The following is a 17425-nucleotide window of genomic DNA, read 5'->3' on the forward strand; positions in this document are numbered from 1 at the left end:
TCACAGTCCGTATCTAACCCATAGCATTAAACTGCCAACCGCGACGGTCGAGAACATTATCACGGCACCAACCTTCAGGAACTCGCCAAAGGTTATTCTAACGCCCTCCCTGTGTGCGATTCCTATAACGACGACGTTGGCGCTTGCTCCTATCGCCGTCCCGTTTCCTCCGAGACAAGCACCGAGCGAAAGGGCCCACCAGAGGGGGTATGTGTTCATGCTCGACCCCATCGCCTTTATCAGCGGAATCATTGTGGCCGTTAGAGGTATGTTGTCAACTACAGCACTTGAAATAGCGGAGAACCATGAGATTACGAATATTGCCTGGGCTTCGCTGTGGATGAGACTGACTATGCGCTGGGCAAGCAGGTCTATGAAACCCGTCTCCACTAGGGCCCCGACGATGAGGAAGAGCCCGCCGAAGAAGAAGAGCGTTGCCCACTCCACCTTCTCAAGGGCTTCCTCAGGGGAAGCACCAGACCAAAGGAGCAACGCCGATGCACCAGTCAGGGCTATAACCGCGGGTTCGAGGCCGAGCTGGTCGTGGAAGAAGAATCCAACGACTATCGCTAGAATTGTGACCAGGGACTTTTTGAAAAGCTCTCTATCCCGAATGGCGTCGTTCTCGTCCATCTCCACTATCAGCATTTCAATCTCGGCTCTCCTTGAGGAGTTAATCCTAATCGCACTCCTGTAGGCTAAATAAACTATGGCCACCGTGATGAAGAGGTCGGCCAAGGCTATCGGCCCCATGTTTAGGAGGAACTCGTTGAAACTCAGCTTTGCCGCCGAGCCTATCATAATGTTCGGTGGGTCTCCTATCAACGTTGCGGTTCCACCTATGTTGGAGGCAAAGATTTCGGAGAGGAGAAAGGGGACGGGGTTGACGTTCATCTTTTTAGTTATGTATAGAAGCATCGGGGTTAGCAAAAGGACGGTCGTAACGTTGTCGAGGAAAGCGCTCACAAGGGCAGTAACCACCGAGAAGAGGAGGAGCACCTTCATAGGATTACCTTTCGACAGCTTTGCGGTCTTTATGGCGATGTACTCAAAGAGCCCGCTCTCCCTGGCGACGTTTACAACCACCATCATCCCGGCGAGGAGGAGAATAGTTCCAAGGTCGAGGTACTCGGGAACCTTTTCCCAGGGCACTATACCCACAAGCAGAACAACGCTGGCACCGACCATGGCGGCGACGGTTCTGTGGATTTTCTCCGTTATTATGAAGGCGTAAACTCCCAGAAAAACTGCGAGGGCTATGACCTCCTGCGTGTTCATGATACCACCTCAGTAAACGATTACGGGTTTTTTAATGCCCTGAACAATCCTGAAAACGACGGGGCTAACCTTGTGGGTTTTCACGCTCTCAGAACCAAAGTGCCTTGATATCACAAGTAAGTCTCTGCTTTCTGTTTCATTTTCAATAAATTCAACTTTATCATCAAAGATTATCGCCATTGTAAAGTTCATGCCAAGTTCTGAGAGCGTGCTTTCTATTTTTTTGAGAATTTCTCTTCCAAGAGCCTCCTCTTTTTCTCGGAATTTTCTAGCTTCATCCTCTCCGAGAGTTTCCCGTATTAAGCCACAGAGAACACTATCAATAAGATAAACAACCTCAACTTTTGCACCTGGATACGCAGAGACCACATCAAAAACTTCATCAGGTATCTTACCAGAAAATCTATCAATAGCAAAGAGTATTGAATTTATCGTAGGAATCTGAAGTTCTTCCTCCGTTAGGAAAAACTCCTGGTAGGCTTTCATTATTTCCTCATAGCGAGAGCCTGCGATGTTCCTGAACTTTCGGAGAATGAGCTCGCTGAAATTAACCATAAGCCCACCCCGGGGTTTTCAAGAAAAGGAACTTTAAAAGGTTGTGCAGGGAAGGGGCTCACTCGCCCCTGACCCTCTTAATCTGGATTCTCCCAAGGGTTTCCCAGTACTCGACGGTTATTCCTTCTTTAAGCTGGTCCCTCACTTCCTCGTCGACGCCTCCTTCGAAGGGAACGTCATAGAGCTCGTAGGTTTCCATGTCCATAAGCTGGACTGTATCCGGTGTTATAGCTATGACTTGGCCAACGCGCTTGTCGATGATGGGGACATCAACTTCCGCGCTTGTCGGCTTAACGATGCTCCTGACCTTGCCGTCGAAGATTCCAACGGCCTCAATCCTCGCCTTGGCTGAACCGTGCTTTCCAGGGGAAGAAACCGTTATGTTAACAATCCTGCAGGGTTCTCCATCAATAATAATGTACCTTCCGGGCTTGAGCTTGCTGACCTGAACCTTAGTCTTGTCTCCCATCTTTCATACCTCCTCTAAGAGTTCTGGTTTGAGTTGGAGAAGGCGTTTAAAAAATTTTTGAAAAAGGCTTAGCGACGGCTCCTCAAGAATATTCGGTTCATAAAGAGAGGAACCAGAAGAACGAGACCAAGTATTGCTCCAAGCTTAACAGCATCACTCTGGCTTCTAAAAGAGTAATAGAGAGCAAAAAATCCAACAAAAGCCAAGAGAATCATTGAAAGCAGAACTGCGCTTCTTCTGCGAAGTATTCCTGACTTAACAACTGGGTATGCTTCCACCAATGCTATTATCGCCCCAACACTAAAGGGAACTGCAAAAAACATTGTTCTTGCAAAACCAGCTGTCATTACGACCGATATTGCGATTCCAATAAGGGAAACCCCAGCCAATCCCTTCGTTCTCTCGAGTTGCATCACTTCAGACAGGACTTGGGTCCCCATTTCAATGAGAACGATAATTGTAGTTAGACCAGCAAAGTAGAAGGACAGTATGAGCAGAAAAATAATCGTCTCTGCTCCAGGGATATTGCCTCTGATAATCTGGGGAATCATGTAAAAAACGGTGATAGACTGGGGAAGAGGTGTTGTACTGTTGGTTGCATATGCTTGAAGGGCCATAAACTGGGAATAAAGTTTTAGACTCTCTTCGGGGTTTATGTTGGGATTGTGAACACTTTGCTCAAATGCTTGGAAGGCGGGGCCAAGGGAGTATGCAATTGTATAAGCAGCTGCAAAGCTCAAGATTATCTGGAAAAAGAAAACCACCACTAAAACTCTTTTGAAATCGAGATCCTCCGGAGCAAAACTTCCAAGAACGTAGTATACACCAGCACCCAGTCCAAACGCTATTACAATAGAAACAAGAAGCATAATAATTCCCTCAACTGTCAGGGGATGGTTAAATGAGGTTATGCTTGAAACTGCATTGCCCATATAATACTTGGCCTGTTCCGACGTCACTACTTTAAGTGCTCTATCTCTGATGAGAATCGTTGAGATCACAGTAAACAGAATCATCAATACAGATATTCCAGATATAAACTCCAGAGCTTTACCTTTCGCCAACATTAACAGGAGGGAAGCCAAAAGAATTGTCAGAATCGCCAATGGTATTACGTATTCACTTGTCCCCCCAAACAGATAAACAAGTCCCCATCCTGAAGCATATGCCGTAACGCCCAAGATTATGAGAAGAAACATGAGTAGTGTGAAAACAACAGAGGGAGTCCTAGCTACTCTGGTGAAAAACTCATAAATGAGATATCTAGTCTTCTTTGTGCTCTGAGCCTCGTTATAGGCCAAGAACAGGGCAACAATTGACGGAACGAGGGAAATCAAGAAACCTTTTAGGCCAAATACAATGTAATACTTAGGAACCACAAGAAAGCTCCAGATTCCAAGGATGTAACCAGTAATGAGCAGAGCCATCAGTATGTTTACCTTTTTCATTGCGAACCCCCCGTATTCTAGAACATTCAATGCAGTATGTAACAAGCTGTATAAAAACATTATGGCATAAGGATTTGGAATTACAAAAGAAGTGATTTTAAAGGTTCAAATAAGTTTCAAAATTGACGATTATTTCGTTCACGACTGTCCACGCCATAAGAGGCTCACGGTAGAGGCTGACCTTTCTACCCTTAACGGGACTCCTGAAGTCGCCGTGGGGAAAGCCACCGACGATTACGACCGGGTTTTCGAGCTCAGCGAGGCTCTTTCCGAAGTCCCTTGGCTTTACCAGTTCACCTTCCTCGTGCATAACGAAGACTTCATCCGGGCCAATTTCCTCGATGAGCTCACCCAGCGTTTTCTCCTCCAGTCTTAACAGCTCAAGGTCCTTCGGAACAACCCTATTCTTGAAGAGGCTCTCCATCAAACCGAGGAAGCGGTTGTAGTTCCTCGGAAGCCTCGTCTCGGGCTTTATGTAGATTACCTCGTCGTTCCTCGTGTGAACGTAAACCCTGAGCTTCCCCTCCTTGTTGGCTATGCTCTCAAGGGCGTTGAGAAGGCAGATGTGCACTATGTCCGGCCTGCCGCGCCTATCACCGTCTTCAAGCTTCTTGAGAGCCGAATGGTGGTAACTACTATCAAGGATTACTTCCTCCGGCTTCTTACCCCTTCTCCTAGCGTAGTTCACAACGGCCGGATGCTCTACTATTGACTTTGGAACGAGTTCCAGCTCGGAATCAGCTATCACCAGGTGGAGCACACTCCTCCCTCCTCGGCTTTATTCCCTTCTCCTCGAGTTCGTCAAGGATTCTCTTAAAGGTGTCAATCCTCATGCCAAGTATCTCCGGTGGAATTACTCCGAAGATACAGCTACCCTCTGAAACCAGTCTGGCTATGGCTGAGGCTGTGTAACCAGTAACCCTCGCCATTGACGTGAATTCCCTCTCCTCATCTAGGAGGGTGTAGCTTATCTCCCTCTCCGGTTCCCGGCCAACCACCTTCAAAACGGAGAAGTCCGGGCTCTCGTAGGTCATGAGCGGGGTTATAACTTCAAGGGTTTTATCAACGTGCTCCGGTTTGAAGAAGCCGAGCTCTTTCAAAACCCTCATCTTCTCAAGGTGGCCCGGCCACCGGAGCGTCCACTCCTCAAGCCTCTCGACCCTTACGCTTTCGAGCAGACTCCTCAGGCCGTCGCTCGGAAAGGCCTCGAAAGTGAATCCCTCGATTTTCACCGTTTTAACTTCCGAGAGCGGGTCTATAGAACTGAGCTCCCCGTCCCTGATAAGCCTCGCGGGTCTCGTGTACTCTTCAATTAAATCCTTCGGGGACCATGTAATTCTGTAATAAAGTGGTGGCCTCGGCTCCTTCGGAAGGCCACCGACGTAGATGTAGCCCTCACTCATGTCGTCTAGCTCGTTCCAGATTCTCCCCATGAGAATGTGGCTCAGCCCGGGGGCGAAACCGGCATCGAAGATAACAGTTACCTGGGCATTTTCCGCTTCCTCACGGAGTTCGAGAGGGTTCTCGGGCATGAATGAGACATCAACCATGTCCACTCCGGCCTTTATGGCGGCTTTGATTGATGAATAGCCAAAGCGACCAGGTAAAGCACCGACCACGAGCTCAAATCCCCTCATAACCTCCACGAGCTTATCGAAGCGCGATGCGTCAACCTTCAGCGGTGTAGCAAACTCGGAAACGGCTCCCAGTCTTTCCTCGCTTAAATCTGCCACGTAAACCTCGAACTCGTCCTTCAGGTCCCACGCTATAGCTTTACCAACGTTTCCAGCGCCGAGAACGAGAACCTTCATAGCTGACACCGATGGAGTTTTGGATTGAGCCTTAATAAGGTCTCCCAATACTTCCCTAAGTGCTAAAGTTTTTAAAGGGACTAAGAGTATCACCTGCGGTCAGAATGAAGATAAAAGCTTCGTTGATTGCGTTGATATTGCTGGCCTTTACTATTTCCACCATTTCCCAAGTTAGTGCAAATAGCATGGGGAAGACAAACGTAACCTTGTCATGTAGCCCGCTGATTGTTAAGGCCGTTGACTCCAAATACGGTTTAGAATTCGTAGCCGAAGGAACTTGCAAGGGGCATGTACTCAACCCGAAAAACACAACGGTAGTCCCCATAGATGAAACATACTATATCATCAATGCCACAGGTCCGTTTTATGGAGAATACAAAAGCACTCTCTTTGTCAAAAATGGTCAATACAAGCCGGGAGATATGATCCCAATTGAGCTTCACGTTAGAGCCCTTTATCAACCCGTGAATTTAATACCCTGGATTCTGAGGCACGACTCCACAAACGTGAGCCTTCAAGGAACCCTCTGGGTTCATCCCGTGGGAGAAAAAAAGAATTCCATTATACCAGTCGGCCTGTACTGGAAAGGACTCGTCCCTGTTAAGGCTGACTGGGTGAGCATTATAAGCGGGACCCTCATTGTGGTATCGATTCTCCTAGGGATTATACTCGGGTTTATGGGCTCCCTAGCAGTTAAGGGCAAAAGGCTCAAAAATACGCTCTGGACCTCGGGCTTTCTGTTCGGCTGGCTGGTTGTTTCAGTGGTTGCCTCTACGGGTCTGAAAACCCAGGTAGGAGGCCTCGTAGTCATTCAACTCCTTTTTACGGCAGTGTGGTTCTCGTCGATAAACTACGCACTGTACCTCGTCCTGCCCAAACCGGTGAAAACTCCCAAGAACATTGCGATGGCCCTTTATCTTACAGCAGTTGTGTTCTCCTTTGTCTGGAGTATCTTGACGAGAAATAGCGCATTTATTCTTGGGACACTAATCCTCCTTGTGATTTTTGAGGTTCTGCTAACGAGGGGAATACAGAGAGGATTAGACGAACTCAAGGTCAAAGGGGAAGAGATAGACCCTTACTCCCTGGGAGTACTACCGTTTGTGGGTTACTTCCTTTCCCTCTTGTTCCTGGGTGGGATCATGAAGTCAGTACAGTTTACACTTTTTGCCACTGCATTCTTTGGAATCAGTCTGCTCGCTGGATTAGTAACAATAAGATACTATCGGAAAAAGGGTAATATACACGAACCGACCAGCGTCTATTAGTGTTCCCAATGCTCGGCTTTCTCAGGAGAAGAAAGCTCCGGAACTTAAGGAAAAACACGGAAGAGACCCTTGTGATGCACGTAGGTGACACTCCGGAAAGCGTTTACCGCTTCATTGAACGGCTAATAGACGATTACCGTCCGGAGATAATAATTCACACGGGCGATTTGGTTGACAACGTTAAGCTTGAGAGAAAACCTGAGCTAAAGCCGGCCTATGAAGCCGGGCTGAGGAAGCTTGCCCGCATACTCAAGGGCTCGAAGGCAAAGCTTTACATCGTTCCCGGCAATGAAGATGACGTGGAGCTCGTAAAGAGGTTCTTTGGAGAGAGCGTTGTTGAGCCGGGAAGTGTTATTGAGATAAATGGGAAGACCCTCGCCCTTGGACACACTTGGGAGGACGTTGTCAATAAAAACGCCGACTTCAAACTCTACGGCCACAACTTCAGGGTAATCCCAAAGGGATTAAACGCAGTCCTGGGGGTTAACTTCATTTTCCTCCCGAGCGGGAGGGTCGTAAGGATAGACTACCCGGTTGGAACCGACACTGCAAGGGGTTACAAACTCAGGAGGGGGTTATGATGAGGCTCATGCGCTTTGGACCCTCGATTGTTTTCCTGAGGGGTGACGTGGAAAAGTTGAAGGACGCTGTAAAGGAGCTCTTTAATGTGGAGGAGATACCCACAGAGGAGGCAATAAGGGAAAGTAGCGAGTTTGAGACGATACTCCTTGTTACACCACCAGAGGAGACCGGGACAGTGCCACCAGAGACGGGCTTTCACATAAAGCAGGGTGCAAAGGTCGTCCTCTCGGAGATAGTGAACAGCAAGCTACCCGTTGAGAGGGTGGAAATTGAGAGCACGATAATAATCCTCCGTGTCCCCGAGAAGGTGGAGGAGGCACTAAAACTGCTTGCCGAGAAGTTCAATGGTGAGATAATGAGCCAGATAGACGCCCTCAACCTCGGAGAGGCCTGCGACACAGTAATTTCAGTCACCAGGAAGAAGCTGAGCTCGCCGATAGGGCCCGAGGACATTGATGGGGCCGTTCTGGTTAGGAGGGACTTCCTAAGTGTTTACAGGGAGCTTCTCATAGATACGCCGATGCTTCTCCTCAAGCTCCTGCCTGAATGGAACGAGCTGACAATAAAGCTCTATGATACTGAGAGGCGCTACGAAGAAAACATTGAACGGCTCTTGCTCGTTATAGAGGACCTGGATTTGGGCTTTATAGTGGGAGAGGGCTGGGACTGGGACTATCCACGGCCATTCATGCGCGTTCCCGTTTATAAGCTCAAGCTTCTCACGTGGGAGAAACCGGAAAAGGTTAAGTTCCTACTCAAGGGACTTGAGTATAGGGGTTACAAAAGGCTTTGCGACATCGATGTTTTTGTTGGAAACAAGAAGATAGAGTGGATAAGCCTCGGAAAGTTCGGCTCGAAGTTCGAGCTGGCCCAAAAAGCCAGAGAAGAGCTCGAAAAACTTCTGAGTGATGACGTGAAGAAAAAACTCCACGAGATAGAGGAAAGACTTATCGCTGAATCCAAGGAGTGACTCATCGCTTTCTTATCTTTGCCACAAAAAACCCGCTCGTGTCGTGCCTGTCCGGATAGAAGCGCCTCGCCTTTTTCATCTCTTCGCTCAGCTCGATTCCAAAGGGATTGGTTAAAGCCGGCTCGCCGTATCTCAGGGGGAGGAGCTCAACGTCGAAGTTATCCAGAACCCATTGGATTACGAACTCGTTCTCCTCCGGTTCAAGGGAACATGTGGAGTAAACGAGGATTCCGCCTTTTTTAAGGACGCTTAGACCTTTCTCGATGAGCCTCATCTGGAGATTCTGGCAGAACTTAACGTCCTCCATAGTTCTGCTGGTTTTTCTCTCCGGGTTCTTGTGTATCGTCCCGGAACCTGTGCAGGGGGCATCGAGGAGAATTTTATCGAACTCAACGCCAAGCTCGTCTATGTAGAGAGATGATTTATGGAAGAGAACCGTGTTTGTAACGCCGAGACGGGAAAGGTTAAGTCTCGTCTCCTTTAAGCGTTCCTCGCCGACGTCGAAGGCGTAGATTATTCCCCCGTTCTCCATCAGCTGGGCGAGGTAGCTTGTCTTCCCACCGGGGGCGGCGGCCATGTCAGCAACCGCCTCTCCCGGCTTCGGCTCAAGGGCAACGGGGGGATACATCGAGCTTGCCTCCTGAATGTAGAGGAGGCCACTGAGATATTCGGGCGTTGAAGTTATCGAGAAGGGTTCTTTTGTCAGGCAGAAACCTTCCCTCGCCCATGGCACTCTTCTAAACTGGAAGCCCTTCTTGTTGAGGAGCTTTGTAAGCTTTGGAATCTCAACGCGGAGCGTATTTACACGGAAACACCTTGGAAGAGGCCTTTCCATGGCCTCGGCTATTTTTAACGCCCTTTCGCCCCAGAGCTGGTAATAGCGTTCCGCGAACGTTTTGGAGTAGCCGAGGGAAAACAACTTTTCGAGCATGGTTGGAGGTTGGGAGGGGGGTTTAAAACGTCTGCGCTTTGAAGTTTTGTGGAAACTCTTTTAACTTCAATGTTGAGAAAAATATGGGTAGATTAGAATGAGGAAACTCCTCGCCTTGATGTTAATGGGACTCGTTATTCTCGTGAGCGGATGCCTTGGATCAGCACCAACAACATCATCTACACACCAACCCTCAACCTCAACGACGTATTCTCAGTCCCAGAGTCTTCCCAACGTTACTCATTCCCAAGGCTTTCCTGAAAACTCTTCAAAAAACGTTTCCCAATCTTCACAGGGCATAAACTTCACTCCAGTCGAGGTAAACCTCTCTCCTAGGGTTCACCTTGAGATAGACCCGCGCGTTGAACTCATTCAGATAATCTACTTCATAGCCAATCCCAAATGGTATCAGGAAAGGGTCAGCCCTTACCTTGCGGGAGCAACTCCATATAATTACCCTTACATGAAAGACGTCGCTGAATACTTCGAGAACTATACAAACGCCACCGCGGTCAAAATGATCCCAATAATGGTAAAGGAGGGCATTGCATACGATGCAATCCCCGAGTTCGCCCTTCATTTGAATCCGGTCAACTTTTCAAAGGCCATGAACTGGAGCGATATGCTCCAGTACAGGCCGTGGCTGAACACCACCTTACTCGACAAGTTCGCCCGGGCGGTTGCCCAGTTCGCCAATGAGACAGACTTCTGGAAGTTCTACAACGAGCACAGAGCGTTCTACAACGAAACTCTCCGCAGATTCGAGGAAGGAAACGGTAAAACAATTCTCAACGTGACCCGGTTCGAGGAGAGCTTCTTTGGCGAAAAAGCTTCTTCATGGACGATAGTTCCTCTCACATTAATATCCAGACATGGATTTGGTTTTTACATAAACAGAAAGGGGGACAAATACGTCTACGCGTTTCTCGGGTTTAGTAATGTCAAAGACGGCATTCCAATAGTTTATCTCTCGGAATATGGAATAACTTTCCTTGTTCACGAGTTCGCCCACAGCTTTGTGAATCCAGCGGTGAACGAGTATTACAGCCTCTTTCAGCCCTACGAGTCGCTCTACGACCCAGTAAGGGAAAAGCTCTCCATGATGGCATACACCAACTTCAAGATAATGCTCTACGAAACCTTTGTCAGGGCCGTCGAGGTTTACTATCTCAACATTACAGGCAATAAAGACGATGCCAAAAGAAAACTCGGTATGTACAGCGTGCCCTTCTATTTCATAAAGGACGTCTACAATGCCTACGTCAACGACTACATGAAGCACAGAGACGTTTATAAGAACTACACCGATTTCATGCCAGAACTTGCAAAAGTTGTTGGGAAAGTTTACAACGAGACCGACGGAGGAAAGAAAGTTAAACCTCCGATGACGGTTTACGACTTCCTCAAACGGGCTAACTCAACTGGTGCAATCGTTGCATACAGTTCAGGAGGCTACTCTCGGAGAGTCGCTGAGAACGAGTACCACTGGCTGTTAAGTCTTGGCATCAACGCAACCCTGAAACCTGTATCAAACCTCACGGAGAAAGAACTAAAGGGTAATCTGATGCTGGTTCTTTACTCCAACAGCTCCCTGCTCAAAGAACTCAACAGGAACGCCCTCGTCACGGTAAACGGCAACAAGTTTTACAGCAGACCAAGCGGAGAAACCTACACAGGTGGGCTGAAAGTCTTTGAAGTTTTCAGAAACCCGTGGAATGAGAGTGCAGTGGTTTATTTAGCAGTTGGAAGTGGTAGGTGGCCCTTCTACAACGGATACTTCCCGCGCATTTACTATCTAACGTACGTAATTATCCCTGATTGGGGTGGTGATGCCTTCGAGTGGGCATGAATGCAGTTTTGACATTTTTCCTTTTTTCTAGCCTTATGGAGCTAGCCTTATGGAGAATGATTAAAGAAAAAACATCAAACCTTAATCCCGCCCATGACGAGGGCCATAACCGCTTTCTGGGCGTGGAGCCTGTTCTCGGCCTGGTCAAAGACGACGCTGTTCGGGCTGTCTATGACATCATCAGTAACTTCCTCGCCTCTGTGAGCGGGGAGACAGTGCATGAAGATGTAATCCGGCTTGGCGTGCTTGACAAGCTCTTTGTTGACCTGGAACGGCTGGAATATCTTCCTCCTCTGCTCTGCTTCCGCTTCCTGTCCCATGCTCGCCCAGACATCGGTGTATATGACGTCCGCGTCCTTAACGGCCTTGACCGGGTCATGGAGGAGCTCAAAGCTTCCACCGCTCTCAGCCGCGTTCTGCTCCGCCCACTTGATAACCCTCTCGTCGGGCTCGTAGCCTTCGGGCGTTGCAACCACAACGTGGGCACCGAGCTTTGTGCCCGCTATCATTAGTGAGTGGGCCACGTTGTTTCCATCTCCAACGTATACTATCTTAAGACCGGCTATACGACCCTTCTTCTCAAGTATGGTCTGGTAGTCGGCCAGAGCCTGGCACGGGTGGGAGAAATCGCTAAGGCCGTTTATGACCGGGACGCTCGCGTACTTGGCGAGGTCTTCCACATCTTTGTGGGCGTAGACGCGAGCCATTATTCCGTCAACGTACCTGCTGAGAACTCTCGCTGTGTCGGCTATCGTCTCGCCCCTCCTCAGCTGGAGGTCATTGGCGTTGAGGTAGAGGCCATAACCCCCGAGCTGGTAGATTCCGACCTCGAAGGAAATCCTCGTCCTCGTTGATGGCTTCTGGAATATCATGGCTAGCGTTTTGCCCTCAAGAACGCGATGGGGCTTCCCAATCTTGTTCCAAATCTTCATCATTTCCGCCGTCTTGAGAATAGTCTCAATCTCCTCCCTTGTGAAGTCCTGAAGGCAGAGAACGTCCCTTCCGGCCAAACTAACCACCATGTGCATCACCGTTTAAAGCTGTCTACTGAATTTAATAATCCTTTCGTCGGAAAATCATCGGAGTTTCTGAAATTGTTTGAAACAATCCCGTAGATTCCTTTCCAAACGTAAGGCCAAAAAGACTGAGAAATTAGCAAAGAGTCGTTGACTTCTCCACGTCAAAGCAAACCTAATAAGTTGTAACACCTTTGCCCACTGGTGATTCTCACTATGGGCGAAATCAAGGTCAAGCTCGTCAATTATACAAAAAAACCACTTGAAACTGTCACATGGTCAGCACTCATAAGCTACTGGGAGGACTGGGAAACTGAAGCCTTTGAGAGAATGAGCGAGAAGGACGTCGAGATGCACCTGCCGAGGGTTCTCGGCTACGGCCACGAGTCAATCCTTGAGCATGCGGTTCTTACCTTTGCAATTGAGGGATGTTCTCGCGTATGTTCTCACCAATTAGTGAGACATAGGATAGCAAGCTATACCCAGCAGTCCCAGCGTTACGTAAAATTGAACCCAAATGATGTTGAGGAAACCTTTGTAATTCCGAAGAGCGTGAAAGAAAATCCGGAGCTCTACGAGAAGTGGAAAGAGCTCATGAGGAGCGCCATCGAGCTATATGAGGAAACTCACAGGGCCGGCGTTCACCAAGAGGATGCCCGTTTCATCCTACCCCAGGCAGTCAGAACGAAGATAGTCGTTACGATGAACCTCCGCGAGCTTAAGCACTTTTTTGGGCTGAGGCTCTGCGAGAGGGCCCAGTGGGAGATTCGAGAAGTTGCTTGGAAGATGCTTGAGGAGATAGCGAAGAACGATGAGCTGAGGCCAATTATAAGGTGGGCAAAGCTCGGGCCACGCTGTATACAACTCGGATACTGTCCGGAGAGAGAACTAATGCCAAAGGGCTGTTTGAAACGGACGAAAGAACGCTGGATAAAACTAACCGAGGTTGAGTAATTTTGCGGAGGATTTAAAAACTAACGTGCATTCTTTTCATCGAAATTCAAAGGGGGTAATAATATGAAGTCCAAGAGCTGGGAGGTTGAACTTCCATACGACTGGGAAACTCTTATATTAATCCTGAGTGAGCCCGAAAAGACACTGCCGTTTTTCCCGTATTTCGAAAAATTCGAGAGGGGCAGGGTAAAATTCAAGGTTCCCCGGTTTATATTCAACTTCGGCTATGAATTCGAGCTTGACGTGGGGATAGGACGAAACGAGGTTATATATACTTTCAGAGGGGACAAGGGTATTCTAACGGTCACTTTCAAAATGATTGGGAGAAAGCTCCGCGTTACGGCCAGCTGGGCGGGTTTCGGGGAAACTTTCATGGGCAAGCCCCTTGAGAACTTCGCGAAGGGAATAGCGGAGGCAATCCGGGAGTTCTGCTCTTCCATGGCATGCCCCGTTGTGAGATTCCACGGGAGCGAGGGCGAGGTGGAGCACATAACACCCGAAACGGCCCCGGCGCTGGTCAAGAGGGTGGCAATGGAATTTGGAAAGGACTTTATACTTGAAGGGGAGGCAGAAGACGGGACGTATCTGGCCATAACGGTTAAGGACGGCAATCTCAAGGAGCTAAGGGTTAGACAGGGCATGAAAGAGAGCGTTATTGAGGCGGACATACCGGTCATAGAGCTCGGAAAAGAACTTTTTGAAGGCCTTCCTCTTGATAAGAAGTTTAAAATAAGAGCAAAGAAACTTTAATCTTTTTCAACTTCTTCTATGGCCCTTTTGAGTTCGTCGTAAGCTTCTTGCAATGATTCTGGGATAACCTTTGTGTCCGCTATGACGGGCATGAAGTTCGTGTCGCCGTTCCACCTCGGGACTATGTGGAGGTGAACGTGGCTGTCTATTCCAGCTCCAGCAACCCTACCGAGGTTAACACCGAGGTTGAAGCCGTCTGGGTTCATGGCCTTCTTTATGGCCTTAATCATCAGCTGGGTGAGCTTCATTATCTCAAGCAATTCTTCGTCCGTCAGTTCCTCCCAGTTGGCGACGTGCCTGTAGGGAGCGACCATTACGTGGCCCGGATTGTAGGGGTAGTTGTTCATGATGACAAAGGCGTGCTTTCCACGGTAAAGGATGAGCCTCTCCCTGTCGCGGTTCTCCTTTGGAAAGTCGCAGAAGATACAGCCCTCGTGCTTTGGGGAGCGTATGTACTCTATTCTCCACGGCGCCCACAGGACCTTCATTCTCACCACCAGAGGGGGAAAGAGGGGGAGTTTAAAAACCTTACAGCTCAACTCCTGAGAAAATCAGGACGAGGTAGACCGCGTAGAGAACCAGGAAGTACGCTCCCACGGGCCTGTCTATCCCCCCTGTCTTTTTCAGCGAGGCTATCATGGGAATCATCGCGAAGAGAACCAAGACTACCGTCAGCACCGAAGCGCCGGTCTGGATTGGTCTTATGAGCGAGGCAATACCGAGGACAACGAGTGCGTTCATTATGTTGGCCCCAATTATGTTGCCCACGCTTATGCTTCCCCGTTCCCTCAGGGCACCGTAGAGGGCGTTGGTCATCTCGGGCAGGGAGGTTCCAATAGCGACAACGGTGGCTCCGATGACGAAATCAGATATGCCGAGGGCCTGCGCTATGTTCTTACCCCCAAAGACGACCATCTCGGCACCGCCGACGAGGAAGAGTCCAAGAACTATCAGGAGGACGTAATCAAAGGCCTTAACGTCTCCGCTTGGCTCCCAATCCACTTCACTCCTCGCATGCTTCTTGAGAAGCCACCGTAGGTAGACCGCGTATGCAAGGAGTAGCAGAAGCCCGTCGAGTCTACTCAACGTCCCGTCAATTGAGAGGGCTATGAGAAAGACGAGTGAGGCGAGCATAACGAGAGAGTTCTCATATGCGGAACGGCCGGCTTTTAGGGGCCTAATCATGGAGGCGAGACCGAGAATGAGGGCGATGTTGGCGAATATACTCCCGAGGGCGTTTCCGAGGGCTATCCCGTTGACCCCCTGATAGCTCGCCAGGGCACTCGTCGTTATTTCGGGCAACGTCGTTGAGAGACTAACAAGGACGATGCTTATTACCAGCGGAGAGATTCCGGCCTTTCTTGCAACCTCAATTATCTTGTCGGAAAGCTTGTCACCGGCAACCACAAGGACGGCTATTCCAATGAGGATTGAAAGTGACCATACTGCGAACTCAAGCATTTCTCTCCCCTCAATTGCCTTCTTGGGACAGTTTAAAAGGTTGCCCAACAAACTTATTAACCGGACCTGCTAATCACTCACGGTGATAGGTATGAAGCAGAGAAAGGGACTTCTCATAATTCTCGACGGCCTCGGAGACAGACCGATCAAAGAGTTTGGAGGAAAAACACCGCTTGAGTATGCAAAAACGCCCAACATGGACAAGCTAGCCAAGATGGGAATCCTCGGCCAGCAGGACCCCATAAAGCCCGGCCAACCAGCTGGCAGTGACACGGCTCACCTCAGTATCTTCGGCTACGACCCCTACAAGGTCTACCGCGGAAGGGGCTTCCTCGAGGCCCTCGGCGTTGGGCTCGACTTGGATGAGGACGATTTGGCCTTCAGGGTTAACTTCGCCACAATTGAGAATGGGATAATAGTAGATAGGAGAGCTGGCAGGATAAGCACGGAGGAAGCTCATGAACTTGCGAAGGCAATACAGGAGAACGTTAAACTGCCTGTTGACTTCATCTTTGTAGGGGCTACAGGTCACAGAGCCGTTCTGGTTCTCAAGGGCATGGCTAAGGGCTATAAAGTGGGGGAAAACGACCCGCATGAGGCAGGTAAACCTCCAAAGAAGTTCACCTGGAAGGACGAGGAAAGCAGAAAAGTAGCTGAAATCCTCGAAGAGTTCGTTAGACAGGCCCATGAGGTACTCGAGAGGCACCCAATCAACGAGAAGCGCAGAAAGGAAGGAAAACCGGTTGCAAACTACCTCCTCATAAGGGGGGCGGGCACTTATCCGAACATTCCCATGAAGTTCACCGAGCAGTGGAAGGTTAAGGCTGGAGCGGTTATAGCTGTTTCCCTCGTTAAGGGCGTTGCAAGGGCAATAGGCTTCGACGTTTACACTCCAGAAGGAGCGACCGGCGAATACGACACGGACGAGATGGCTAAAGCCAAAAAGGCAGTCGAGCTTCTCAAGGAGTATGACTTCGTGTTTCTACACTTCAAGCCGACTGATGCAGCTGGCCACGACAACAATCCAAAGCTGAAGGCCGAGATGATTGAGAAAGCCGACAGGATGATAGGCTACATCATTGACCACATCGACCTTGAGGAAACTGTGATAGCGATAACCGGCGACCACTCAACGCCATGCGAGGTTATGAACCACAGTGGCGACCCGGTTCCGCTCCTCATAGCGGGCGGTGGCGTCAGAACCGATTCAACCGAGGCCTTCGGCGAGCGCGAGTGCATGCGCGGTGGTCTCGGCAGGATAAAGGGCCACGACATAGTCCCCATAATGATGGACCTCATGAACCGCTCTGAGAAGTTCGGGGCCTGAATTACGCCCTCGTTCTCTCCCATTTTCTAAGGCTTTCTTCTAAAGCTTGCCTTACTGCCTTTCCGATGTTTATTCCGAGCTTTGTGGCGGTTCCCGCCCACTCTTTGTTCCCCTCAAAAGCAAAGATGCCGATTCCATCGCTCGTCGTTCCGGTAGCGTTGTAACCGAGTTTCAAAAGTGTGTAGGTCTTTGCCTCGGTTGCGGTCATTATCGCGTTGACCATCGCACCGACTGTCAATCCGTCGTTGATAAGAAGGGCTATGTTTATCGTTCCCGGCTTCCAGGGGGGCGGAACCTCGCCGGCTATTGCTGGATTTGTTATTCCAGCGGTGACATAGGCCGTAACTTCCCCGCTTTTTGCTATGGAGAGGACTTTACTTATCTCCGCGGCCGTCATGAAGCCGACAAAGTTTTCAAGGCCGTGTTCCTGCTCAAAGACCAGACAGTCCTTCTTGTAATCTCCGGAGTAGTTCTTGGGAACCTTCAGGAAGAAGAATCCTCTGGCCTCAGTTAAGCCTCCGCGATGAGGGGCGTTGCTCAAAGCGAGCATGGGCTCTTTGAATGCCATTATGAAGTTGCCCATGATTGGGATTTGGCCCTGCAGTTAATAACGTTTGCCTTGTCAGAACCGTAAACTTTATAAACCACTTGCGTATATGTAATATTAAACTTACACATGCAGGGGGTTGAGAACATGAGAAAGATGTGGTTTGGATTGGGGCTGATTGCCCTGTTAATAGGAATGACCCTCGGGGG

The 17425-nt window shown here is 49.3% G+C and carries 19 protein-coding genes; 7 read left to right on the forward strand and 12 right to left on the reverse strand.

All coding sequences use genetic code 11. From position 1 onward, the window contains the following. From MVG27_RS08520 to MVG27_RS08545, 6 genes are all read right to left on the reverse strand, one after another. Positions 1-1278 carry an ArsB/NhaD family transporter gene (locus MVG27_RS08520; protein ID WP_297548427.1) on the reverse strand — a complete coding sequence of 426 codons (1278 nt, stop codon included), beginning with the start codon at positions 1276-1278 and terminating at the stop codon, positions 1-3. Positions 1279-1287: 9 nt separating this feature from the next. Beyond that, positions 1288-1833 (reverse strand): universal stress protein, encoded by a 546-nt coding sequence (locus tag MVG27_RS08525; RefSeq protein WP_297548425.1) that lies wholly within the window; start codon positions 1831-1833, stop codon positions 1288-1290. Positions 1834-1891: 58 nt separating this feature from the next. Continuing rightward, on the reverse strand, positions 1892-2302 hold the full coding sequence (locus tag MVG27_RS08530; protein WP_297548423.1) for a translation initiation factor IF-5A: 411 nt from the start codon (positions 2300-2302) through the stop codon (positions 1892-1894). 68 nt (positions 2303-2370) lie between these two features. Further along, positions 2371-3750, reverse strand: coding sequence for a sodium-dependent transporter (locus MVG27_RS08535; protein WP_297548421.1), 1380 nt, complete (start codon positions 3748-3750; stop codon positions 2371-2373). 97 nt (positions 3751-3847) lie between these two features. Next, positions 3848-4510, reverse strand: a complete 663-nt coding sequence (locus MVG27_RS08540; protein ID WP_297548419.1) for a 16S rRNA methyltransferase — start codon at positions 4508-4510, stop codon at positions 3848-3850. Beyond that, positions 4488-5597: a saccharopine dehydrogenase family protein gene (locus tag MVG27_RS08545; RefSeq protein WP_297548441.1), complete on the reverse strand. Its 1110-nt coding sequence runs from the start codon at positions 5595-5597 to the stop codon at positions 4488-4490. The genes MVG27_RS08540 and MVG27_RS08545 overlap by 23 nt, the downstream gene beginning before the upstream one ends. A gap of 68 nt (positions 5598-5665) precedes the next feature. On the opposite strand from MVG27_RS08545, the gene MVG27_RS08550 reads away from it, so the two are divergent. The 3 genes from MVG27_RS08550 to MVG27_RS08560 are packed head-to-tail and all read left to right on the forward strand — an operon-like array spanning position 5666 to position 8381. Then, a complete protein-coding gene (locus MVG27_RS08550; RefSeq protein WP_297548417.1) occupies positions 5666-6829 on the forward strand; it encodes a hypothetical protein in 1164 nt (387 codons plus the stop codon). A gap of 8 nt (positions 6830-6837) precedes the next feature. Further along, positions 6838-7410 carry a metallophosphoesterase gene (locus MVG27_RS08555; protein WP_297548439.1) on the forward strand — a complete coding sequence of 191 codons (573 nt, stop codon included), beginning with the start codon at positions 6838-6840 and terminating at the stop codon, positions 7408-7410. Beyond that, entirely contained in the window at positions 7410-8381 is a 972-nt protein-coding gene (locus MVG27_RS08560; protein WP_297548415.1) for a hypothetical protein, read from the forward strand. Before MVG27_RS08555 ends, MVG27_RS08560 begins: the two co-directional genes overlap by 1 nt. 1 nt (position 8382) lies before the next feature. Here the strand turns inward: MVG27_RS08560 and MVG27_RS08565 are convergent, their stop codons facing one another. Continuing rightward, on the reverse strand, positions 8383-9312 hold the full coding sequence (locus MVG27_RS08565) for an RsmB/NOP family class I SAM-dependent RNA methyltransferase (protein ID WP_297548413.1): 930 nt from the start codon (positions 9310-9312) through the stop codon (positions 8383-8385). 97 nt (positions 9313-9409) lie between these two features. Between MVG27_RS08565 and MVG27_RS08570 the strand changes: the two genes are divergently transcribed. Continuing rightward, complete coding sequence (locus MVG27_RS08570; RefSeq protein WP_297556502.1) at positions 9410-11161, forward strand: DUF4932 domain-containing protein; 1752 nt, start codon at positions 9410-9412, stop codon at positions 11159-11161. Between the two features lie 74 nt (positions 11162-11235). On the opposite strand, the gene argF is transcribed toward MVG27_RS08570, so the two are convergent. After that, on the reverse strand, positions 11236-12183 hold the full coding sequence (argF, locus tag MVG27_RS08575; RefSeq protein WP_297548862.1) for an ornithine carbamoyltransferase: 948 nt from the start codon (positions 12181-12183) through the stop codon (positions 11236-11238). A gap of 210 nt (positions 12184-12393) precedes the next feature. On the opposite strand from argF, the gene thyX reads away from it, so the two are divergent. Next, the gene (thyX, locus tag MVG27_RS08580) at positions 12394-13131 is read left to right on the forward strand and encodes an FAD-dependent thymidylate synthase (protein WP_297548860.1); all 738 of its coding nucleotides are present in this window, start codon (positions 12394-12396) and stop codon (positions 13129-13131) included. A 63-nt stretch (positions 13132-13194) separates the two neighbouring features. Beyond that, the gene (locus MVG27_RS08585; RefSeq protein ID WP_297548850.1) at positions 13195-13881 is read left to right on the forward strand and encodes an STK_08120 family protein; all 687 of its coding nucleotides are present in this window, start codon (positions 13195-13197) and stop codon (positions 13879-13881) included. Here the strand turns inward: MVG27_RS08585 and MVG27_RS08590 are convergent. Continuing rightward, entirely contained in the window at positions 13878-14369 is a 492-nt protein-coding gene (locus tag MVG27_RS08590) for an HIT domain-containing protein (RefSeq protein ID WP_297548858.1), read from the reverse strand. The genes MVG27_RS08585 and MVG27_RS08590 overlap by 4 nt on opposite strands. Before the next feature lie 40 nt (positions 14370-14409). After that, complete coding sequence (locus tag MVG27_RS08595; protein ID WP_297548848.1) at positions 14410-15342, reverse strand: sodium:calcium antiporter; 933 nt, start codon at positions 15340-15342, stop codon at positions 14410-14412. A gap of 91 nt (positions 15343-15433) precedes the next feature. On the opposite strand from MVG27_RS08595, the gene MVG27_RS08600 reads away from it, so the two are divergent. Then, on the forward strand, positions 15434-16669 hold the full coding sequence (locus MVG27_RS08600; RefSeq protein ID WP_297548856.1) for a 2,3-bisphosphoglycerate-independent phosphoglycerate mutase: 1236 nt from the start codon (positions 15434-15436) through the stop codon (positions 16667-16669). A 1-nt stretch (position 16670) separates the two neighbouring features. Here the strand turns inward: MVG27_RS08600 and MVG27_RS08605 are convergent, their stop codons facing one another. Together MVG27_RS08605 and MVG27_RS08610 are read right to left on the reverse strand one after the other, a co-directional pair. Further along, on the reverse strand, positions 16671-17252 hold the full coding sequence (locus MVG27_RS08605) for an adenosylcobinamide amidohydrolase (RefSeq protein ID WP_297548846.1): 582 nt from the start codon (positions 17250-17252) through the stop codon (positions 16671-16673). Further along, positions 17237-17425 (reverse strand): hypothetical protein (locus MVG27_RS08610; protein ID WP_297556505.1); only part of this gene is annotated, 189 nt, incomplete at its 5' end. The genes MVG27_RS08610 and MVG27_RS08605, both read right to left, overlap by 16 nt.

The sequence above is a fragment of the Thermococcus sp. genome (genome assembly GCF_027011145.1).
Classification (GTDB): domain Archaea; phylum Methanobacteriota_B; class Thermococci; order Thermococcales; family Thermococcaceae; genus Thermococcus.